Source organism: Streptomyces sp. NPDC048639 (assembly GCF_043199075.1).
Classification (GTDB): Bacteria; Actinomycetota; Actinomycetes; order Streptomycetales; family Streptomycetaceae; genus Streptomyces.
In genome coordinates this window covers 1-20,427 of record NZ_JBICVP010000004.1, presented here as the reverse complement: position 1 = coordinate 20,427, position 20,427 = coordinate 1, and the positions used below count along the sequence as shown (strand labels likewise).

6 protein-coding genes and 1 pseudogene are annotated in these 20,427 nt (G+C 71.9%); all 7 read left to right on the top strand.

Features of this window, described 5'->3' with window-relative positions; genetic code table 11:
* Window positions 1-493: 493 nt before the first annotated feature.
* On the top strand, window positions 494-829 hold the full coding sequence (locus tag ACGFNH_RS11945; protein ID WP_393652951.1) for a hypothetical protein: 336 nt from the start codon (window positions 494-496) through the stop codon (window positions 827-829).
* A gap of 91 nt (window positions 830-920) precedes the next feature.
* Complete coding sequence (locus ACGFNH_RS11940; protein ID WP_393652950.1) at window positions 921-1,229, top strand: WXG100 family type VII secretion target; 309 nt, start codon at window positions 921-923, stop codon at window positions 1,227-1,229.
* 134 nt (window positions 1,230-1,363) lie between these two features.
* Window positions 1,364-1,888: a type VII secretion system-associated protein gene (locus ACGFNH_RS11935; protein ID WP_393652949.1), complete on the top strand. Its 525-nt coding sequence runs from the start codon at window positions 1,364-1,366 to the stop codon at window positions 1,886-1,888.
* 130 nt (window positions 1,889-2,018) lie between these two features.
* A complete protein-coding gene (locus tag ACGFNH_RS11930; protein WP_393652948.1) occupies window positions 2,019-5,375 on the top strand; it encodes an AAWKG family protein in 3,357 nt (1,118 codons plus the stop codon).
* A gap of 136 nt (window positions 5,376-5,511) precedes the next feature.
* A complete protein-coding gene (locus ACGFNH_RS11925) occupies window positions 5,512-5,967 on the top strand; it encodes a YbaB/EbfC family nucleoid-associated protein (protein WP_393652947.1) in 456 nt (151 codons plus the stop codon).
* 2 nt (window positions 5,968-5,969) lie between these two features.
* Window positions 5,970-6,347: a hypothetical protein gene (locus ACGFNH_RS11920; protein WP_393652946.1), complete on the top strand. Its 378-nt coding sequence runs from the start codon at window positions 5,970-5,972 to the stop codon at window positions 6,345-6,347.
* 81 nt (window positions 6,348-6,428) lie between these two features.
* Window positions 6,429-20,427: pseudogene (locus ACGFNH_RS11915) on the top strand (hypothetical protein); the annotation flags it as partial.

Sequence of the window (20,427 nt, the reverse complement as noted above, 5' to 3'; positions counted from 1 at the left end):
GCAGGGAGAACACCGGCCGAACTCGGCGCCGACGGCGCCGAGTCGGCGGAGTCGCACCGGGGCCGGGCGCGGGGGAACATCCGCGGCCGGCCCCGTGTCGCGCCGTAAGGCGACGGGAAGGATGGCGGGGCGCGGAGTGGAGTCTCAGAAAAAGCTTCAGAAAATTCTGCCGTAAGACTCACGTAATCCCCGCAGGGCAGCGTGGACATTTCGGAAACGGGCTGCATCGGTGACCGTTTGCCTTCTTCACGCGCCCGTTTCCCGCCCGAATCGCATCGCCCGGCAAACAGTTCACTTCCCGCTTCCTCGCCTGGCGAAGCAGGCATATTCGCCCTCCGGTGAAACCTCTGGACAACTCCTCTCACACCCAGGGTTGTTGGAGAGCTGACCGATGGTCAATTTTGTACTGCACACGTTGCGCGGAAAGCGCGATTCTCCTTAGCCTCAGCGGACGACGTTGCGACGAGACTCACTCGAACGAAGGGAGCGTGACATGGCGGACAGTGCTGCAAGGAAAGCGGATCATGCCAAGGGCTTGGGGGGCGTCTCATCCCTGGAGTCGGCCCGGGGCCAGGTCGAGAAAGCCCAGAACAATGTCGCCGAGATCGCCGCGCGTTCGGGCGTCGGCGGCGACGAGGGGCAGGCCCTGCTGAAGCTCTTCCGCAGCTGGAACGCCGAGGCGCAGAAGGTCGTCGTCCAGATCAGCAAGATGACCGACGCACTCCAGGACAACGTGACCTCCGCCAACCGGCTGGCGAAGGAGAACCAGGACCTGACCGAGGTCCTCAACAGCAAGACCACCCAGGGCGTCTTCGAAGCACTGCGCTGACCCGCCCCCTTCCGGCGCCGGCCCGTTTCGGCAAGGCCGGCCACCGTGAGCTTCCCGGGCCCTGGCGCCCGGCCACCCGAGAGGAGACGTCATGGCTGACGGCGTCATCGACGTGCAGTACCCCGTGGTCCAGAGGGCCATCGAGGAACTGAAGGACCAGACCCAGCAGATCATCACGACCCTCAACAACCTGGAGGACGAGCTGAAGCCGCTCATCAGCTCCTGGGAGGGATCGGACCAGCAGATGTACATCCAGGTCCAGGCGGAGTGGGACCAGGCCACCAAGAACATGGCCCTGCTGCTCGGCGACAGCGGCGAGCTGATCCAGAGCATCCACGACAACCACTCCCGCGACGAGCGCAAGAGCGCCGACAACTGGGGCAACGTCCGGGCCCGCTAGCACCGGCCGGGCGCACACCCCCCGCGCCCGGCCCCGGGCCCACCGGTCCGGCCGTCCGCGCGCGTCGGCGCCGGCCGGCCGGACCGTCCCGCTCTCGTACACCCGTCCGGTACCAAGCGGCAGGAGGACGCCCCATGGCCGGTGAGAAGGCCGACACCAAACATTTCGACCTCAAGCAGTTGGAGAACTTCCGGGATCACGAGGTGGAGTCGGCGTACACCGCCGCGAAGAAGCACCGCGAGGAGGGCGACGGCAGCGCCCGCCCGCTCGGCCACCTCCTCGACGGGCACATCTCCTCGGAGAACCTCGAGAAGGGCCAGCAGATCCTGCGCATCGGCAAGATGGTCGAGGACCCGCTGGTCTCGGGGCCGACTCTGATCAAGGACATCACCGCCGCGGCCACGGCGATCGACAAGCTGCTCGGTGACCAGATGGAGCTCTTCAAGGAGTTGAGGGAGGCGCTCACCGAGACCATCGACGAGGCCAACAAGACCAAGGACAAGAACCTCAACGCGATCGACGCGCAGACACTGCTTCAGACCTTCGACGAGGTCGACGCCCTCACCGCCGGCAGCTCCGACAGCTCGGACAGCTCGGACAGCTCCGACAGCTCGGATAAGAAGGATGATGGCGACAAGAAGGACGACGACGACAAGTGAGCCCGTTCCGCGCGTGCCGGCCGGGGCCACGACCGCCCGGAGCGCCCGCGTGGGAACGCCCGACTGCACACCCGCGTAAGGACGCCGTGCACCGTCACGGATGACAGACAACGACCAGAAAGGGCGCCCGGTGGCCGATCGGTACGATCGCAACTCCGTCAAGAACGTCAGGGAGTACGGGGAAAAGAGCGACCCGTCGAGCGACATCTGGGCCACCCTGGTCACTCACATCACCGGCTATCCGTTGCCGGACCGCAACTCCGTCTTCGACAGCCTCCGCTCCGAACACGGCGGCAAGCTCTTCCGGATGGAGATCTCGGACCGCAAACTCAGCCGGCTCGTCAAGGACTCCGGCTTCCTGACGAACGCGGGCGAGGACTACGACATCTGGTTCTTCGACAGGGGCTCCAAGGAGTCGATCAAGCAGGCCCGGATCGTCTTCGAGGGCCGCGTGAAGTCCGGCGACGAGATCATCTTCGCCGGCCCCGGCTCCGACAACGTCGATGACGCCCAGGTCCGTGAGGGCAACGCGTTCACGGACTACAACAAGGCCAAGTTGAGCAGCGTCGCGCTCGCCCAGTACATGAACGGGCCGCGGACGGCACTCATGGCACTGCGGGACGGCGGCACCGAGGGCGGCGCCCGGTTCAGCAACCTGGAAGTGCCCGACGCCGCCAAGGTGGACCTGAAATCCTTCGACGAAACCGGGGCGTCCTTCGACTACGCGGCCAGGTTCTTCAAGAACCACGCGGAGATACTGAAGGACTGGGAGGACCGCTTCGGCCGTGACGACGCAAGCTGGAAGGGCGAGGCGGCGGAGGTTTTTCGCAGCCTGCTGAAGAAGGTCCGCGAGAACTACGACAGCTACGTCGATTCCTTCAGCTCCCAGGCCGGCACCGGCAGCGATACCGGCACCGGCAGCGGCAGCACGGTCTACTCGCGCGCGCTGTCGCTGGGCCGCGGCTACCTGGAGGATGCCGCCAGGACCCTGCTGCAGGCATGGCTGGACTGGGCCAAATCCCCGTACTACGACCCGCACCAGGTGCTGCGCTACGTCCTGGACGACCTCGCCCAGTGGGTGGACGCGAACAACGTCGCCAAGACAGAGATCAAGGTCCGGTCATCGGGCAACCCCCGCTCGATCACGCACAAGTACTACCACGAGCCCCAGGCGGGCTTCACCCAGGAGCACACGGAGTACGGAGACCTCAACGACGTCGCGAACTGGGCGAAGGTCGGCGACAAGGCAGCCAAGATGTGGGCACAGGGCATCGACGAGCACCTGGGCAAAGCCGCCGAGAAGGTGCAGGCGGAGCTGAACAACCACTTCCTCGAACTGGCCAAGGACTTCTCCGGGAACCTGCCCGAGCCGAAGTCGACCTCCACGGCCGGCGACGACTACGAGAAGAAGAAGCTGGACGACGAGAACGACAAGATCAACAAAGAGAACGACGAGAACCGCAAGTACCAGGAGGAGCTGCGCAACGAGCAGAACAAGCAGCGGGAAGAGGACAAGAAGGACCGGAACGAGCTCCGCGAAGAGCAGAACAAGCAGCGAGAAGAGGACAAGAAGTACCAGGAGGAGCTGCGCAACGACCAGAACCAGCAGCGAGAAGAGGACAGGAAGAACCAGAACGAGCTCCGCGAAGAGCAGAAGCACCAGCGCGAGGAAGACAAGAAGTACCAGGACGAGTTGCGCGAGGAGCAGCGTCGCGAGCAGGAGGAGGCCAAGCGCGAGGCCGAGGAGCAGGCCAAGGCCATGGAGGAGAGCCTCGGCGGCCTCAACGATCCCAACAAGGTCACGGAGCAGAGCCTCGGCAACCTCGACGACCTGCTGAACCAGGACAGGCCGGTCACCGAGAGCCTCGGCAACACCGGTGACCTGAACGACCAGGTCACCGAATCCCTGGGCAGCATCGGCGACATGAACAGCCCGGGCGGCGACAGCCGGCAGGAGTCCACTGCCACCCCGCCCCCGGTCACCCAGAACCTGGGCAACCTCGGCGCTCTCAACAACGGTCCGGGCGCGAAGAACAACGCCGCGGCCAATGACGCGGTCACCCAGAGCCTCGGCAATCTCGGCGACCTGAACAACGGCACCGGCGGCTCCCTCGACTCCCCGACCGGCGGCACCACCCAGCTCGACGACGGCAAGCTCACCTCCGGCTTCCCGGATGGCAGCAGCACCTCGTTCGACCCGGACAACGGGACGCTGACCACGACCCACCCGGACGGCACCACCACCACGCAGAACCTGGGCGACGGGGCCAGGGTGACCAACCCGGACGGCTCGGTCACCTCCCTCGGCGACGACGGCAAGCTGACGACCACCTTCCCCGACGGCACCACCCAGACCGTCGATCCCACGACCGGCCAGGCGACGACCACCAACCCGGACGGCACCACCACCACCGAGAACCTCGGCAACCTGGGCAATCTCAACGGCCAGAACGGCCCCGGAGACCTCGGCAACCTGGGCGACATCAACGCCGACCTGCCCACCGAGTCGGTCGGCGACCTGGGCAACCTCGGGAACCTCAACGGCGACCAGACCGGCCTGGAGACCCCGACCGGCGGGCACACCGCGCTCGACGACGGCGACTTCACCACCACGTTCCCGGACGGCAGCAAGGCCACCTTCGACCCGGACAACGGGATGCTCACCACCACCCAGCCGGACGGCTCCACCACGACCGCCGACCTCACCCACGGGGCCGAGGTGACCAACCCCGACGGCTCGACCACCACCCTGGACAACGGTCAGTTGACCACCACGTTCCCGGACGGCAGCACCCAGGTCATCGACCCGGACACCGGCGTGGCCACCGTCACCGACACGCAGGGCAACACCGAGAAGGTGGATCTGCGGGACCTCAACTCGCCCGGGCAATCCGGCGGTTCGGACCTGCTCGACGACCTCGGCGCCGGCGGCGGGGACCGCACCACCTCCCGGGATGTGCCGCTCTCCGAGCTGGGCCTCGGCGGCGGCAACGCGAGCACCGCGACCTCCGGCGGCCTCTCCGATGCGGGCTCCTTCTCCGCGGACGGCTTCAACTCAGCCGCCGCCGCCCCGCTCTCGGACGGTGCCGCAGGCAGCGCGGGCACCCCGCTCAGTCCCGCCTCCGCGGCCGGTACCCCCGGCATGCCCGGCACTCCCGGCAGCCCCGGCATGCCGATGGGCGGCGGCATGGGCGGCATGGGGGCGGGGGGAGAGAAGGGCAACGGCGAGCGGGTGCGCGCCGTCCTGGTCGACGCGGCCGAAGAGAGCGAGCGCCGCAACCGCCGCCGGCGCAGCCCGTGGAACCGCCAGGAGGACAGCGACACCTTCCTGGCCCCGGCTTCCCGGGTGGCGACCACCGGCGGCGACGGTGCCGAGGAGGAGGCGGAGCCGGGCCGCAGGTCCACCAGTTCCGCCGACTACCTGGAGGAGGACGCGGACGTGTGGGGCACCGAAGAGGGCGGCGCCCCGGCCGTCATCGGGCGGTGACCACCGCGGGGCGACGCATCCCACCCGTCCGCGGCTTCCGTGGCGGGGCCCTCACCGGGCAGGAACGAACCGGCGACCAGGGCCGGACAAGCGGACCGGACGTACGGAGAGACCGGCGGAGCAGGGAGGGGCACTCGTGACGGAACCGCTGGAGAAGCGCCTGGAGAAGGCGATGGCCGAACTCGAGGCAGCCCAGGAGGCGGTCGCGCGCACCGAGCGCGAGCTGCGGCAGGCGTCGTTCGCGGTGCTCTCCTCCGACCGCGCGGTCCGGGCGACCGCGGGCCCGCAGGGTGAGCTGACCGGGATCGAGTTCCTGGAGAACAAGTACCGCGACATGTCCCCCCAGGAGCTGGCCGCCAGCGTCCTGGAGGCGGCGAACGCGGCGCGCCTGAAGATGAACCGGCATGTGATGAAGGCGATGGCACCCTTCGCCGAGCCCAGCAGCAACGTGCCGGAGCTGAAGGGCTTCGAGCTGGACTGGGAACGGATCTTCGGCCCCGAGGTGCTGCGCGAGGACGACGAGGACACGGCACGCGCCGGCCAGGAGACACCTGCCTGGCGGGACGCGCTCGGCGAGGACGGGGAGGACTGACCGTGGGACAGCGCTACTACGTGGACCCGCAGCGCATCGAGGCCCTGGCGGGACAGCTGGAGGAGATCGGCTCCCTGGCCAAGAGCATGACCGAGGAGTTCCTCGACGAGCTGATCCCCACGGTCAGGTGGCCCGGCACGGAGGGCGAGTTCGCCGAGAAGGCCAAGCCGCAGGAGCAGAAGGAGAGGCAGACCACCAAGGACACGATGATGTCCGTCCGCGACGCGCTGGTGGGCATCACCGACGCCACGGTCAGCCAGGTCCGGATGGTGAAGGACACCCGCGACCGCAACATCGAGGGAATCGAGAAGGGCAACAGCCGCATCAACGCCGACGGACTGAACGGCGACGGCGGCCCGGGCGGGCATGGCCGCCGCTGACCTCCGCACCGCCGGCCGCTCCCGCACCGTTTCGGGAGCGGCCGCTCCGTCCTGCCCGCGCGGCCTCCAGGACGGCCCCCGATGAGCATCCAGCCATCGCCACGGGTCAACGCGATGATCTTCATCCTCACCGGGGAAAGGATCATGGACGCCGACGAGGACCTCGCCTTCGACAGCCGCCAGCCCTTTTCCGGGCTGAGCGGGAAGGTCGTCCGGATGTCCTCGCTGATCGAGAAGTCGATCCACGACATCGCCGAGGTCATGCCGGACGATCTGGCCAAGTCGTACGCGAAGGCGATGGGCGTGTTCATCGGCGACGGCGGCAAGAACTACCTGCGCGAGTTCGCCGAGCAGCTCGACAAGATCGCCGAGGGCCGGCGCAAGACCTCCATGGACATCATGGAGTCCAAGTGGCAGATCATCGCCGAGGTCATCCGGCTGCTCCTCGAGATCGCCATCTACTTGGCCATGTCCTTCTTCACGGGTGGCGCATCGGCCAGCCAGATCATGATGGCCAAGATGCGCAGCCGGTTCATGATCCTGGCGACGATGAGCCATCTGCTGCAGCGGCTTCACATCGCGCCGACCCTGTCCGAGGCGTTCCAGGAGGCGTTCACCACCTTCGCGGTGCGGCTGGCGATGATGAACTTCGCCCCGGAAGGCCGCCGCCCCGACGGCTTCGACTGGAAGGACATCGCCAAGTCCGCCGCGTTCGGCGCCGCCGCGGGCCTGTTCACCAGCATCTTCAACGACTTCGCCAAGGGCCTCGTCAGGAGCTACGACAACAACTTCCTCAAGAACGGCCCGGATCTCAACTTCAAGAACAACCCCAACCTGCGGAACAACCCGAATCCCGACCTCAGGAACAACCCCGGCCCCAACCGCGGCAACACCCCGAACGACGGCCCCAACCCCAACCCCAACCCGAACGGCCCCGACCCCAACGGCCCCAACACCACCCGGGACAACCCGCTCTCCTTCCGGAACAACCCCAACCTGTGGCGGAACAACCAGCTCCTGCACAACAACGCCGACCGGCCGGGCGCGCTGGCCGGGCACTACGGGATCAAGGGGACGGCCGACTTCCTCGCCGCCGGCTCCGGCGAGTCGCTGGCCGAGATCCTGATCAAGGGCGCCTTCGAAGGCGACTGGTCCACCAGTTGGTCCACCTTCGTCGGCGCGGGCATCAGCAGCCAGGTCGAGGCGACGCTCACGGACACCGCGCTGAACAGCGGCGCCGAACTCCGCAACGCCATCGACAAACTGCGCACCCCGCCGCCCACCGTTTCCGGCGGCGACACCGGCTCCGGCACGCGGGACTCCGCCGGCTCCTCGCGCTCCCGTGACGGCGACGGACCCGACCGCACCGACGGTCCCTCGCGTACGGACACCACGGGCGGCGACGGCTCCGCTGTCACCTCGCCCCCGCCCGTCACCCAACAGAGCACCGGTCAGGGCGACTTCACCGGCATCCAGTCTCCCCCGCCCGGCTTCGCGGAGAACCCGCCGCCGTATGCGACCCAGGACCCGCCGGCCTACTCCCCGGGCTCGTTGCCCGTGTCGGCCGCCGAGAACGCACTGTGGCAGCAGGTCCACAACGGCCCCGCAGAGGTCCGCGAGCAGGCGCTGCGCGACCTTGCCGCCCTGCGCGGCTCCCAGCCGCCCGGCAGCACCGAGATCGGAGTCCGCGACAGCCTGCACGGCAACCTGTCGCAGCAGCCCGAGGTCCGGGTGGTGCCCGCGGGGAACAGCCCCGCCGCCCAGATCGACGCCGACAACGTCCGCCGGGCCCTCGACACCTTCGGCGCCCCTGTCACGGTGGACACCCCGATCACCACCACCCCGGATGCCTTCGGCAGCAGCCCCACGACCACGATCAGCCCCGTCGCCGGTCCCACCGGGGACACCGACGGCTCGGTGGTGGACCACGGCGCGGACGCCCAGGCCGACATCACCGCCAATGGGGACGGTGCCGCGCCCGAAGTGTCTCCGGAGAACACGGTCGTGGACTCCCCCGCGAATGCGGCCGCGGACTCCCCCGCGCACACCGTCCGGAACTCCCCGCAGGAGGTGGCCGAGCAGGGCAGCGGTACGGGTGCGGTGCCGGGGCAGGGTGTCGGCGGTCCCGCCGCCTCCAACAACTCCAACACATCCGCCGCACCCAGCACGGGCTCCGGCGCCCGGCCGGGTGGCGTCCCCACCGCCGGAAGCACCCCGGCAGCCTCCGCCACGCCGCCCCAGGGCACCCGTACCCCGGACGGCATGGCTCCGGACAGCGCGGCCCCGGACCGTACGGCCCCGGACGGCATGGCTCCGGACAGCGCGGCCTCGGACCGTACGGCCCCGGCGGACGGTTCGCGGACCACGACGGACGGTGCCCCTCAGACCTCGCAGTCGCCGGAGAACACGACATCTCCGGAGAGCACCGCCTCTCCGGAGACCGTCGACTCCCCGGAGAACACCACCTCCCCGGACACCGTCAACTCCCCGCAGACCACGGGCACTTCCCACTCCGTCGACAGCGTCCCCACCCCTGCCGCCGGCACCACCCCCGCCCCGCCGAAGGTCAGCACCACCGGCTCGTACACCGGCACCGGCGACGTACGCGACATCAGCGGCGTCAACGACGTGAAGGCAGGTCCCACTCCTGCCGGGAACCCCTCGCCCTCCCAGCCGCCGTTGACGATCGTGGTCTCGGAGGTGCCGCCCCCGGGTGAGGGAGCGCCGGAGGCGGCCGAGTTGCTGGACAGGGCCGGGGCGGACCGGGCCGTGGTTCTCGGGCCGCCGGTCACGCCGGACGGGGCGGGGCGCCCGGTACGTGCCGCCGTCGAGTTGACCCGCGAGGGACCGGGCGCCCCGGTCCGGGTCCGCCCGCTCAGCGGCCCGCCGCCCGCCGCGACGCCGACCGGCACCACGGACAGCACCTTCCCGGGCGCGGACGTGCTGCTGCCTCTCGCCGACGCCCTCGGCCCGGCCCCCGCCCCCGCCACGCCCACCCCGGCACCCCGCCCCGCCACCGAGAGTTCCGCGACCACCGACAGCAAGCCGGTCACCACCCCGGCCAAGCCCCCGAAGCCGCTCTCCGGGGCGACAACTCCCGTACCCGGCAACGGAGTCGGGCCGAACTCCACGGCCACCACCACTCCCGCCGCGGCCAAACTCGCCACCCTGTCCCGCCCCTGGACCGAGACGGCCACCGACCTGCACCTGGAGTCGGGCAACGGCAACGGAGCCGGCGGACGTGTCACCGGCCTCGGCGGCGGGCACGGGCCCGGGAACGGCACCACCCCGCCTCCGCCCCCGCCCACCACGCGGGACAACTCCCCTGAGACAACCCCCGTGGCACCCCCGCCGCCGGGGAGGATCGTCGTGCGGCCCGCGGACAGCGGCAGTACCGCCGACGACGGAAACGGTCCCGCGCGGCCCGAGGGCGAGCCGGTCGTCACCACCCTGGACGGCCACACCGTGCCCGTCGCGCAGCTGCGGCGCTGGGTGCCGGACGCGGCCGTGAAGCCTCGACCAGGGCGCGCCGTAAGGACGTTGACCATCTCGCAGAGCCCGGCCGAGGACAATACGGCGCACGGCGCGGGGCGTCGCGCGCTGCTCGGCCAGGACACCTTCCGCGGCGTGCGCACCATTTCCGCTCCCCCGGCCCCGGAGACCGCCACGGCGCCGCCCGCTCCGCGTACCGTCTTCACCGGCCCGCCGACCGCGCTCCCCGGTTCCGGTACCGAGCGGGGCGCGGACTACGTCGCTTGGCACGGCACCTCCCGTACCGTCACGCTCGGCACCGAGGACGCGGCGCGCCCCACCGTGAGGCTGAGCGGCGTACAGGCCGGCGTGGTGCTCAAGTCCTGGGCGGAGGACGGCGATCAGGACCGGCCGCTGGTCCTCTTCTCCTGCGAGACCGGGCAGCAGCCGGAGGTGGCGGGCCTGCCGGTGGCACAGCACGTGGCGAACCGGACCGGGCGGCCGGTGTACGCGCCGACCACCGAGGTGGGCACGGCCCGGGACCGGGACGGCGACGTCCGCGCGGTGCTCACCGAGGGGCCGGACGGGCCGGGCCGCTGGCGGCTCTTCACCCCTGAGCCGTCCGGTGCCGACCTGGACGGGCTGGCGCGCGACGCCGGGCTGCACGCGGGACCGGAACCGGCCGACGCCTTCGCCCGGGCCCGTACCCTCCAGCAGATCCGCACCCTGCGCGACACTCTCGGCCCGGACGCCGAACAGCGTCCGGAGAACCGGGAGTTGCTCGCCGGGCTCGCGTTCGTGGACGGCCTGCGCTGGCTCGGGCCGGACACCGCGGCCCGCTACGGCGACGGACGGATGACGCCGGACCTGCTGCGCCGGATGGTCACCGACCGGCGCGACGCGACGGGCGACACCACCACCGATCCGGCGGCAGACCCCACACCCGAGCAGTACTCCGAATTCCTGCGCGCCGCAGCCGAGTTGCGCTCCTCTGCCGGGCCCGACACCACGCTCGACGCCCTGCTGCCCCCGCCGCCGCCCGCGCTCCCGCCGACCACCCCGGTCTCGCCGGAGGACGTACGCGGTCTCGTCTACGCGCCCTCCGCGCAGGTCACCTGGTCGCTCTCCAGCGATCCGCTGCCGCTCTCCCAGCTGGCCCTGAGCCCCGAAGACACCGCCGAACTCGCCCGCCGCAGGCCCGACCTGGCACCCGCGCCGAGCCACCCGGAGAGCCTCGCCGAGGACCTGACCGTGTTCAGCAAGGGCGACGCGACAGCCGGCCCGGCGAACACGGTGCACGCGGACGGCCTGGCCTTCCGGCGGCTGCGCACCCCAGGCGGCGGGAACGGCCTCTTCCGGGCGCTGCTCGACAGCGCGCGCAGCCAGGACGTTCCGCCCGCGTGGGCCGCACGGAACATCGCCGGACTGCGCAGCCTGCTGCGCGACCGGATGACCGGGTCAGAACTGGCCGCCGCGGCGGCCGAAGCGACCCCGGACCCGGTGCTCGCCGTGGTGGACGACCTGCGAATGGACGCCGTCGCCGGGGTGCGGGACCCGGACGAGCAGAGCCGGATCACCGAGGAGTGGAACCGGATCGCGCAGGCGGTCGTCACCGACGGCGACCCCGGCCTGTGGCGGCAGATCCTCCGGGACAGCACCTACCCGCACCTCGCCGACGTGGCGCCCGCGCCCGCGGACGCGCGTCGTCTCGGCACGGAGAAGCTGATCGCCGCGGCGGCCGATCTCCCCGGGCTCTGGTCGTCCCCCTTCGCCGACCTGCTCCCGCAGGCGCTGGCGCACACCCTCGACCTCGACCTGCGGCGTGTCCTTCCCGACCCGCAGTCGCCGGGGAACGTCCTCGTCACCTCCCTCAACCCGGGCGGCCGCAGCGGCACCCTGCACCTCGCGTACAACGGCATCGACCACTACGACGCCTTGGTCCCCGCCCCGGCCCCCGCCCCGGTCCCGGTCCCGGTCCCCACCGAAGCAGCCCCGGCCACCACCCCGGACCCGGACGGCTCGGACCCGTTCACGGAGTGGCTGCGCGGCATGGGCGGGGTCAACGACCTCTTCGGCCCCGACACCGAGGCGCCCGGCACCGAGACCCCCGACCGGGGGGACCCGGTGCCGCTGGAGACCCAGCTCGAACGGCACCGCCCGGCCCGGCTGTTGACCGGTCCGGACGCCCCGCCGCCGGGCCCGGCGCCGCGCTCCGTCGCCTTCGAGGACGGCAGCCGACTGCCGACCGTCCTGCTCAGCCCGGACGCCGACCCGGGAGACGGCACCCCGGGCGGCCGGATGGACGGGACCCCGCAGGCCACCCCGACCGGGCTCTTCACCGGCCCGGGCGTCACCACCCTGCGCTCGCCGGAGCAGGTGGCCAGGGAAATCCTCGGCAAGCTGCCGAAGCACTTGCGCGCCCAGTTCGACGAGGGGGAGCTGCTGCGCCTGCTGAACAGTCAGCCCGGCGCCTTCACCGCCCCGCGCGGCGCCCGCTTCGTGGGCCGGGAGAAGTCCGGGGTCGGCCACGAGATGACGGTCGAAGCCATCCCGTACCACCGCTGGGAGCGCTTCGCCGACGCGAACGGCGGCACCGTAGGCGTGGACACCATGCGACGCGGTCAGGCCGGTACGGGCGGCGGGCGCAGTGTCGGCGTCGGGCGCCGGATCGCCGCCGCCCTGAGCATGGGCCCGCCGCTCAACTGGCTGCTGAAGATCGGCGTTTCGCTGGGCTGGACGCGTCGGACCGACTACGCCCAGGGCACCCAGGCGTACAACCAGTCCGAGTGGCGCGCCTCGGAAAGCTCGCATCTGCACCTGGACGACGTGTACTACAGGGTGCGGGTGGAACGCGTCACCGAGGCACCGAAGACCACCGGCCCGGGCGACAGGCCGACCGACCGGACCAACCCGCCGGCGCCGGGCCCCCGTTGGCAGCACACACAGGTGCATGCCGCGGAGTTCGGCATGAGGGACGGGCTGAGCTGGCGGCTGCCGGACGACCTCACCGTGCCCTTCAAGGGACCCCAGCGGGCGCCGAAGGCGCTCACCTTCCCGGACGGGGTCGAGCCGCGGGTCACCGACACCACCGGGCTGTACCTGGCGGACCCCCCGGAGGACGTGGCGCTCGCCATCTCCGGTGCGCGGCCAGGGAGTTCGGCGCACCGCACCCTGGTCTCGTACGTCCGGCCGGGACGGCTGCTCGGCCTGTTCGGGAGGCTCTCCGGGCCGGTCACCGGGCCCGAGCTGACCCGGGGCAGCGGACAGCACCCTCTGGGGCACCTGATCGTGGAGCGGTCGGTGCCGCAGCGGGCCACCCTGGTCACCGAGTCGGTCAAGGCGGAGCTGCGCGACCTCGCCCAGACCACTTACCAGAACGAGCGCGGCCACGTCCGCGACACCCGCTTCGGCCTCCAGGTCACCGCCGGGCCGAACCACACCCTCGTCGGCCCGGAAACCGACGTACGCCTCCAGGGCGGCCCGCTCTTCCGCGCTGACCTCACCACCGGGCGCGGCCACTACCTCGGCAACGACGCGACCCGGAAGACCACCGGCCGCGTCAGCAACCACCCGGTCGCGCTGTACCGGGTGGAGCGCACCCTGATGGTGCGGGGGCCCGGGGAGCCGCCGGCGGCGGCCCGTCCGGTCCGAGTGGTCAGCCTGGACTGGATATCCACCCAGGACGCGCGCCGCCTCGCGGGCTGGGACGGCCGCACGCCCGGCCAGGCGGGCCCCGACCCGCAAGCCGAGCCGCCGGTGCCGTGGTACCTCACCCGCGAGGATCCGGTCCACCTGAGCGGCCAGGTCCGCGCCGAGGGCTTCCGCCCCAACCACCCGCAGAACCAGCTGAACCAGGGGCAGGACCAGGACCAGGACCAGGCACGACCGCAGAACGAGAACCAGCAGCCTCAGGCCCAGCAGGACCAGAACCAGCAGCCTCAGGCCCAGCAGGACCAGAACCGGCAACCCGCCGCCCCCCAGGACCCCGTGCGGGCCTTCGCGGACACCGTCCTGGACACCCTGCACCGCTCGTACCCGTCGTTGTTCGTTCCGCCGGTGATGCTGCGGTACCCGCGTCTCGCCAAGCTCTGGTACGGCGACGGCCGGATGCGGACCGCGCTGCACAACGACCGCCAGGTACGCGAGGCGCTGAACCGGCCCAGCCTGGCGCAGAGCCTGGACGACCTGACCACCACCGGGGTGCCGGTCGCCCTCACCGAGGACGGCAAGGTGCGCCGCGGCCACTACACCCTGATCCTCAAGGCACGTCTCACCGACCGGCAGTTCGAGACGACCATGAGCGAGCGCTCGCTGCGCAACGCGGTGATCGGCACCGAGATATCCGGCCAGGGGGAGCAAGCATCCAGCACCCTCTCGGGGGGTGTCGAGCTGGGCATTTCGCCGCGCGACCACGACAAGGTGCCCGGGGCCGGGCTGCCGCGCCAGACCGGCAACGCGTCCCTCGGCGCCCGCCACGCGAAGACGGACCAGAAGGCCGCCCGGAACACGGTCGCGGTCGCCCACGACCACCTGACGTGGCAGAACGGATCCGACCTCTACAGCTACCAGGTCGAGCTGGGCGCCTCCTTCGAGGGCCACCGCCGCCCGCGCGGCTGGACCCGGCTCGTCTCGGTCGGCCTGCTCGGCGCGGGCGTCTTCGTCAGCAAGGTCGAGGAGCGGCCGCTGTTCAGCCGGGGCAGCGAAACCGTGGGCCGGGTGGAGCTGGCGGTTCCCGCGGCGCACGGCTCCGAGCGCCACGTCCCCGCCGACCCGCCGCCCGGCCGGCCCGCCCCGGCGCCCCCCGCACCGCAGCGGCTCCCCTCGGTCGAGGCGAGCCAACTCCTCGACGGCACCCGCCCGCTGCCGAGGACGGACTCTGCCGACCGGCGGCTCACCGGGAAGCTGCTGAGCGCCCCGCACGTGGTGCTCAGCGTCGAGGGCGGCCGGGAGCGCCAGCAGCTCGTACAGGACACCGCCGACCGGGCCTCCGGCACCTCGTGGCATGTCGGCGCACCCGGCGCCCCGGTGCGCACCGCGCTGCGCCGGGCGATGGCGAACCTCAGTGTTGCCGGTCAACTCGGCCAGTACCTGGGCCCGTTCGGCTCCCGCATCACCGGGCTGACCGGCGCCGGGCCGTTCCGGACCCACTACCTGAAGGCCGCGGTCCGCGGCGAGTTGCACAACATACGCGTCAAGAGCGACCCGAAGCCGGGCAACTTCGAGACCACCATCGGCAACGAGCACCGCGTCGCCGGCAGCGCGAGCACCGTCTCGCGCACCACTGTCGGCGTTCAGGGCTCCGACACACCGCTCCAGCAGGCCCCCGGCCGGCAGGCGGTGTCCGGCACCTACTCGACCGCCCTCCAGTACGCCCGGGGCAAGGGCCGCAGCGTCGCGCAGACCCTCACCCGGGGGCGCAACACCATCCTCACCTTCACCGGGCGGATGTATCTGGTGGTCGCCGACGCCGCCGAGACCGTCGCCGTGCGGGACCGCTGGACCGCTGCGATGGGCACGGTCGGCACCCACGCCGGGAACCGGATCAGCTCCACGGCCGGGCGGCTCTCCGAGCCCTTCGGCCGCCGCCTCGCCCCGCGCCGGGCCGCCGCCGCGCTCCAGCGGGTCCGCGACGCGGTGATGTTCCACCTGCCGATGCAGGACGCCATCGAGGCCGGGCTCGCCCCGGACGGACTGGGCACCACCACCCCGCACAACCTCGGCGGCGGCTACCGGCTGCCCGGCTTCCTGCGCGGCCGCCGCTTCCCCACCCACCCCAGCGGCCGGCTCGACGCGAGCCACGCGGCGCAGCAGCTGATGGGGCGGATGGAGAAGATCGGGGTGCCCTCGCACGACCGGGAGCAGGTCCTCCAGCGGCTCTCCCCGGACTTCCTCCGCTCCCACCTGCACGAGCTGACCACCGACGGGATGACCCTGCCGGTCCGCTACCGCGCCTGGTCCAGCCCGCACCACCTGCCGGTCGGCGGCAGCCCCGGACAGGTCCGGTTCAAGCTGACCCCGGTCACCACCACCGTGGAACGGCTGCGCACCGGCTACGAGTTGGAGGACTACCGCACCATCGCCCGCGACGACGTCGACGGCACCTCGCAGGACCGCGGCGCCGATGTGACGCTCAGCGCCGGTGAGCGCGGGGCGGACAGCGGCGTCCTCACCGCCAACCCCTCGCTCCAGGGCACCGCGGCCAAGCAGCGGTCGAGCAACAGGACCGAGACCAGCGGCAGCACCTCGATGCCGAACATCGCCACCACCCAGGCGCACGCCGAGGTCGTCACCGACTACGTGCTGACCGTCTCCATGACGAACGCGACCGGAGAACGCCTCGCGCCCCGCGCCGTCGCCTCGGTCGGAAGCCTCCACGAGATCCTCCCGGCCGGCCTGCTCACCCCGATCGGTGACGGTGCCGACGGCGCCGTCACCGAGCAGGACGTGCCGGAACCGGAGCGCGCGGTGAGGATGCTCACCGCCGACCAGGCCCGCCCGGACGGCATCGCCGCCTGGCGCACCACCTCCGACGGCACCGGCGGCACCGAATCCGACGTCCTCCCCTTCGACGACCGGACCGGCTCCGGCATCCTCGCCGTGGACATCCGCGGCGCGGCCAACGTGCAGGACGCCCTCACTCTCGCCACCGCCCGGGCGGACGGCCTCGGCGACAGTGACCTCGGCGGCCGGCACACCGGCGGGGTCCTCTCCGAACGCGTACGCTCCGCCCGCCTCACCCCGCTCACCGGCCTCGGCACCGCTCCGGCCCAGGCCCAGCAGGAGGCCACCACCCAAGGGGGCCTGACCGCCGGCTTCCGGGAGGCGCTCGGCGCGAACGGCTCGCCGCTGCCCACCCAGTCCTCCGCCCGCCTCTTCGGCCAGTCCCACACCGCCGACTCCCGCCTCTACGCGAAGATGCACCGCACCGGCGCCCGGCTGCTCTCCGTGGAGAACAAACCGCGCATGGAGGCCATGCGGCGTGCGAACACCTCCGACGCGCTGGAGGCCGGCATCACCGACAACGTCGAGGGCGCGGTGGGCACTTCGCCGCTGGCGGGCAACAGCAACGCGGGCGTCACCAATCCGGGCGCCACGCTCCCGATCGGCGGCGCGAACGACGGCACCGCGCTGAAGGGCACCGCGGACACCACCCTCGGCACCCACCTCAAGGTCGTCACCGGCCGCAGCATGCTCTTCGCGCTGCCGGTGAGCTGGCTGTCGGTGGCCGAGGCGAACCACCGGATCACCGACAGCCGTCCGCTGCACGCGCTCGGCAAGGCCAGGCGCGGCCCACGTGCCGCCGAGGCCGAGACCACCGCCCTGGTCTGGCTGCGCGAGGACATCGCCCGCGAATACGGCCTCCTCGACGACACCACCTTCCCCGACGACCTCCGCACCGCCTGGGACGACCTGGCCCTGGCTCAGGGCGACCTCGCCGAAGCCGAGAAGCGCTACTACGACGCCCGGGCGCGGGCCCGCGAGACGTGGCTCGACCTGACCGCGGAGGAACAGGCCGCACTCGGCGACGACCACCCCGACACCGCGACCGTCCTGCCGCAGGCCATGTCCCAGTCCCCTTCCGTCGCGGCCTGGCAGGCCGCCCGCGATGAGGTCCGTCTCTGGGAGGGGCGCACCGACGCCGCGGCCGCGGACCACCACCGGCTGCACCTGGCCGCCTCCCGCCTCACCGCACACCACCAGGGTTCGGCCTCGGTCCCGGCACCGGAACGGGCGCAGGAGTACGTCGAGCCGGGATGGCGCTCCGAGGCGCCCGAACCGTACAAGATCATCGACGGCACCGGACCCGCCCCGCGCACCCTCATCTCGCCGGACGGCGCCACGGTGCGCAAGGTGCACGACATGCCGCACGACGGTGCCTCGTTCTTCCACGCGCTGCTCGCCGCCGCCCAGGGCCGCGACAGGCTGCCCCACCTGCTCGGCACCGACCTCGCCGACCGCTTCACGGCGAACCCCGGCGACCCGGTCGTCACCGGCGAAGCCATCGGCACCGCTCGCGACCGCCTCGCCTGGGCGCTGGGCGCGGACGGCAACGAGGACCTGCTCGACGCCCTCGCCCTGGACGCCGCCGACACCTTCACCCAGGACGAACTGGACTCCGCCGGAGTGGAGTTGACGGCCACGCAGCAGGCCGAGTTCGACGCCTTCGGCCGCCTCCCGCAGACCTTCTGGGCGACCCCCGCGCAGCGGGTGGCGCTGGCCACCGCGGCCCTCTCCCGCCCGTTCGCGAGCGAGCCGAGGCAGGACGGCACGGGTGCCCCGGACGGCGAACCGGCCCCGCCCGAGCGCCGCGCGGGCGACCACGGTGGCGCCGACCTGCTGCCCGCCCTCGCCGCCCGGGTCCTCGGCACCCCGCTCACCGTGGTCACCGGCGAGGGCCGCGAGCAGCTCTTCCTCCCGCACGGCACCGACCCGGCAGCGGTCGACCCGGCCACCGACCCGGTCCTGTTCGCCGCCGGGGGCTTCTTCCACGCCGCTCTCCCGCCCCGCACCCCTCCCCCGGTCGCCACTCCGCTGCCCGGCCCTGCCAACTCCGTGTCCAACAGCGGCACTTCGGGCGGCAACACTGCGAACGCGGACCCCTCACGCCCCGCTTCCGAGGAGCAGTCCGCCAAGCCGCCCGCGCACCGCAGCCACGCCACCCCGCCCTGGATGCCTCCCGCCGACGCCACCGGCCCGCGCTACCACCTGGACCGGGACGGCGTACTCACCGCACCCGACGGCGCCACCTACACCCAGGGCGCCCCCACCGGTCGCGGCAACGGCTTCTTCGAGGCGCTCTCCACAGCCCTGCGCCAGGCGGCCGAGCGGCCCGAACTGCCCACAGCCGAGGCGGCGCGGCTGCGCGTCCGTTCCGAGGCACCGCCCACCCGGCTGATGCGCCTGAACGGCCTCCCCGGCGACCCGGCGGAGCGCGACTCGCTCTTCACGCCCCCGCCCCTCACCCTCCGGGCAGGCACGCCCGCGCCGAGCCCGAAGGCCCGCGAGGACCACCTGCGGCGCCACCTCGCCGAAGCCCCGTGGGGCCCCGAAGCCGACCGCGCGGTGGCCGAGTGGGCCGCCGCCGCGACCGGCACCACCGTCACCCTGATCGAGGAGAACGGCACCGCCCACACCTACCCCGGTCCCCCCGCCGAAGGCGACCCGCACATCCGGCTCCGCCGCCGCGGCGGCGACTTCGTCCCGCTGTCCCTCAGCAGTCCGGCGCCCGTGCCAGGACTCTCCGGCGAGGAGGAGGCATTCGGCCTGAGCACGCTGTCCGGCGTCGACACGGCCATGGACGCGGACCTCGCCATGGGCCGGTCCGACGGCGAGCCCCTCGCACCCCCCGTCCCCAGCGCATCCATCGGAGGCAACGGCGACAAGAGGAACAAGGGCGCACAGAACTTCGGGGGCGGGAGGAAGAAGCCGACCAAGGAGGAGAAGGCGGCCCTGCACAACAAGGACCGCACGACCTCCGACGTCACGTACACGAGCTCGCTGACACAGCCCGGCTACGCGACGGGCGACCAGTTCGCCATCGCCGCAGCCCTGCTCGGCGACCCGACGCTGCACGTCACCGTGGTCAGCGGCCCCGAGGGCGCCGATGCCCGGGACAAGGGCGCCGAGATCGCCCGGTTCTACCGAGACAGCGGTGTCGAAGCGGACCGTGTGCACCACGTGCGGGCCGACAGCATGAAGGGGCCCGCGGCCAGGCAGGCGGCCGAGAAGGTCCTCATTGATCTCAACGGGGCGGCGGTGGAAGCCGCCGGCGGGACCCTGTCGAGGACCAAGCTGGCCAAGCTGAACCTCCCGATCAACGAAGGCACCAAGTGGGTCGCCGAGAACTTCAGCGCAGACCGGCGCAAGGATCTGCGGCGAGCGTGGGGCTTGGACGACGAGGGCTTCCCGCCCGCGCAGCAGGACGCCGTCGCCGACTGGCTGGGCGGCCGGGGCATCACCGTCGACAAGGGCCGTGAGGTGATCGTGCTGTGGTCGCGGTTCAGCGGCAAACGCGGCGAGATCCACGTCGAGCACGACACCAGCCACACCGGCATGGAACAGATCCTCGACGCCCTGCACGAGCGGACCGGGGGTCGGCAGCCCGGCCCGCTCGTCATCATCGCGGGCGATGCCGCGGTCAACCGCGCGCGGAAGAGCAAGTATCCGGAGATGGCCGCCAAGCACCGGGACGGTGGTCGCGGGCTGGACGTCCATGATCTGACGGACTTCTGGAACGACAAGGACGGAGTCCGCACCTGGGGCGGGGACACCCGCATCGGGCAGATGAAGCTCTACGAGTATCTGCGACGGCAGAGCGAGGGCGGAGTCAAGCACCTCGGCTTCCGTAGCGGAAACCTCGAAGCCATGGCTCTGTCCGGCCACCAGGTGAGGTATCTGGAGGAGCCCGGGAGTATCGGCGGGCGGCGCATGGAGGCGTGGCACGCCACCAAGAAGCCCGTCAAGGCCAGGAGCGACTGGCTGGCGACCGGCTACGAGCGGATCCAGGTCAACCACCCGCCGACCCGCTCCGGGCAGATCGTCGTCGAGACCAGGAACACCCGCGACCTGACGAACACGGAACTCGAAACGGCCAAGGCCAACAAGGATC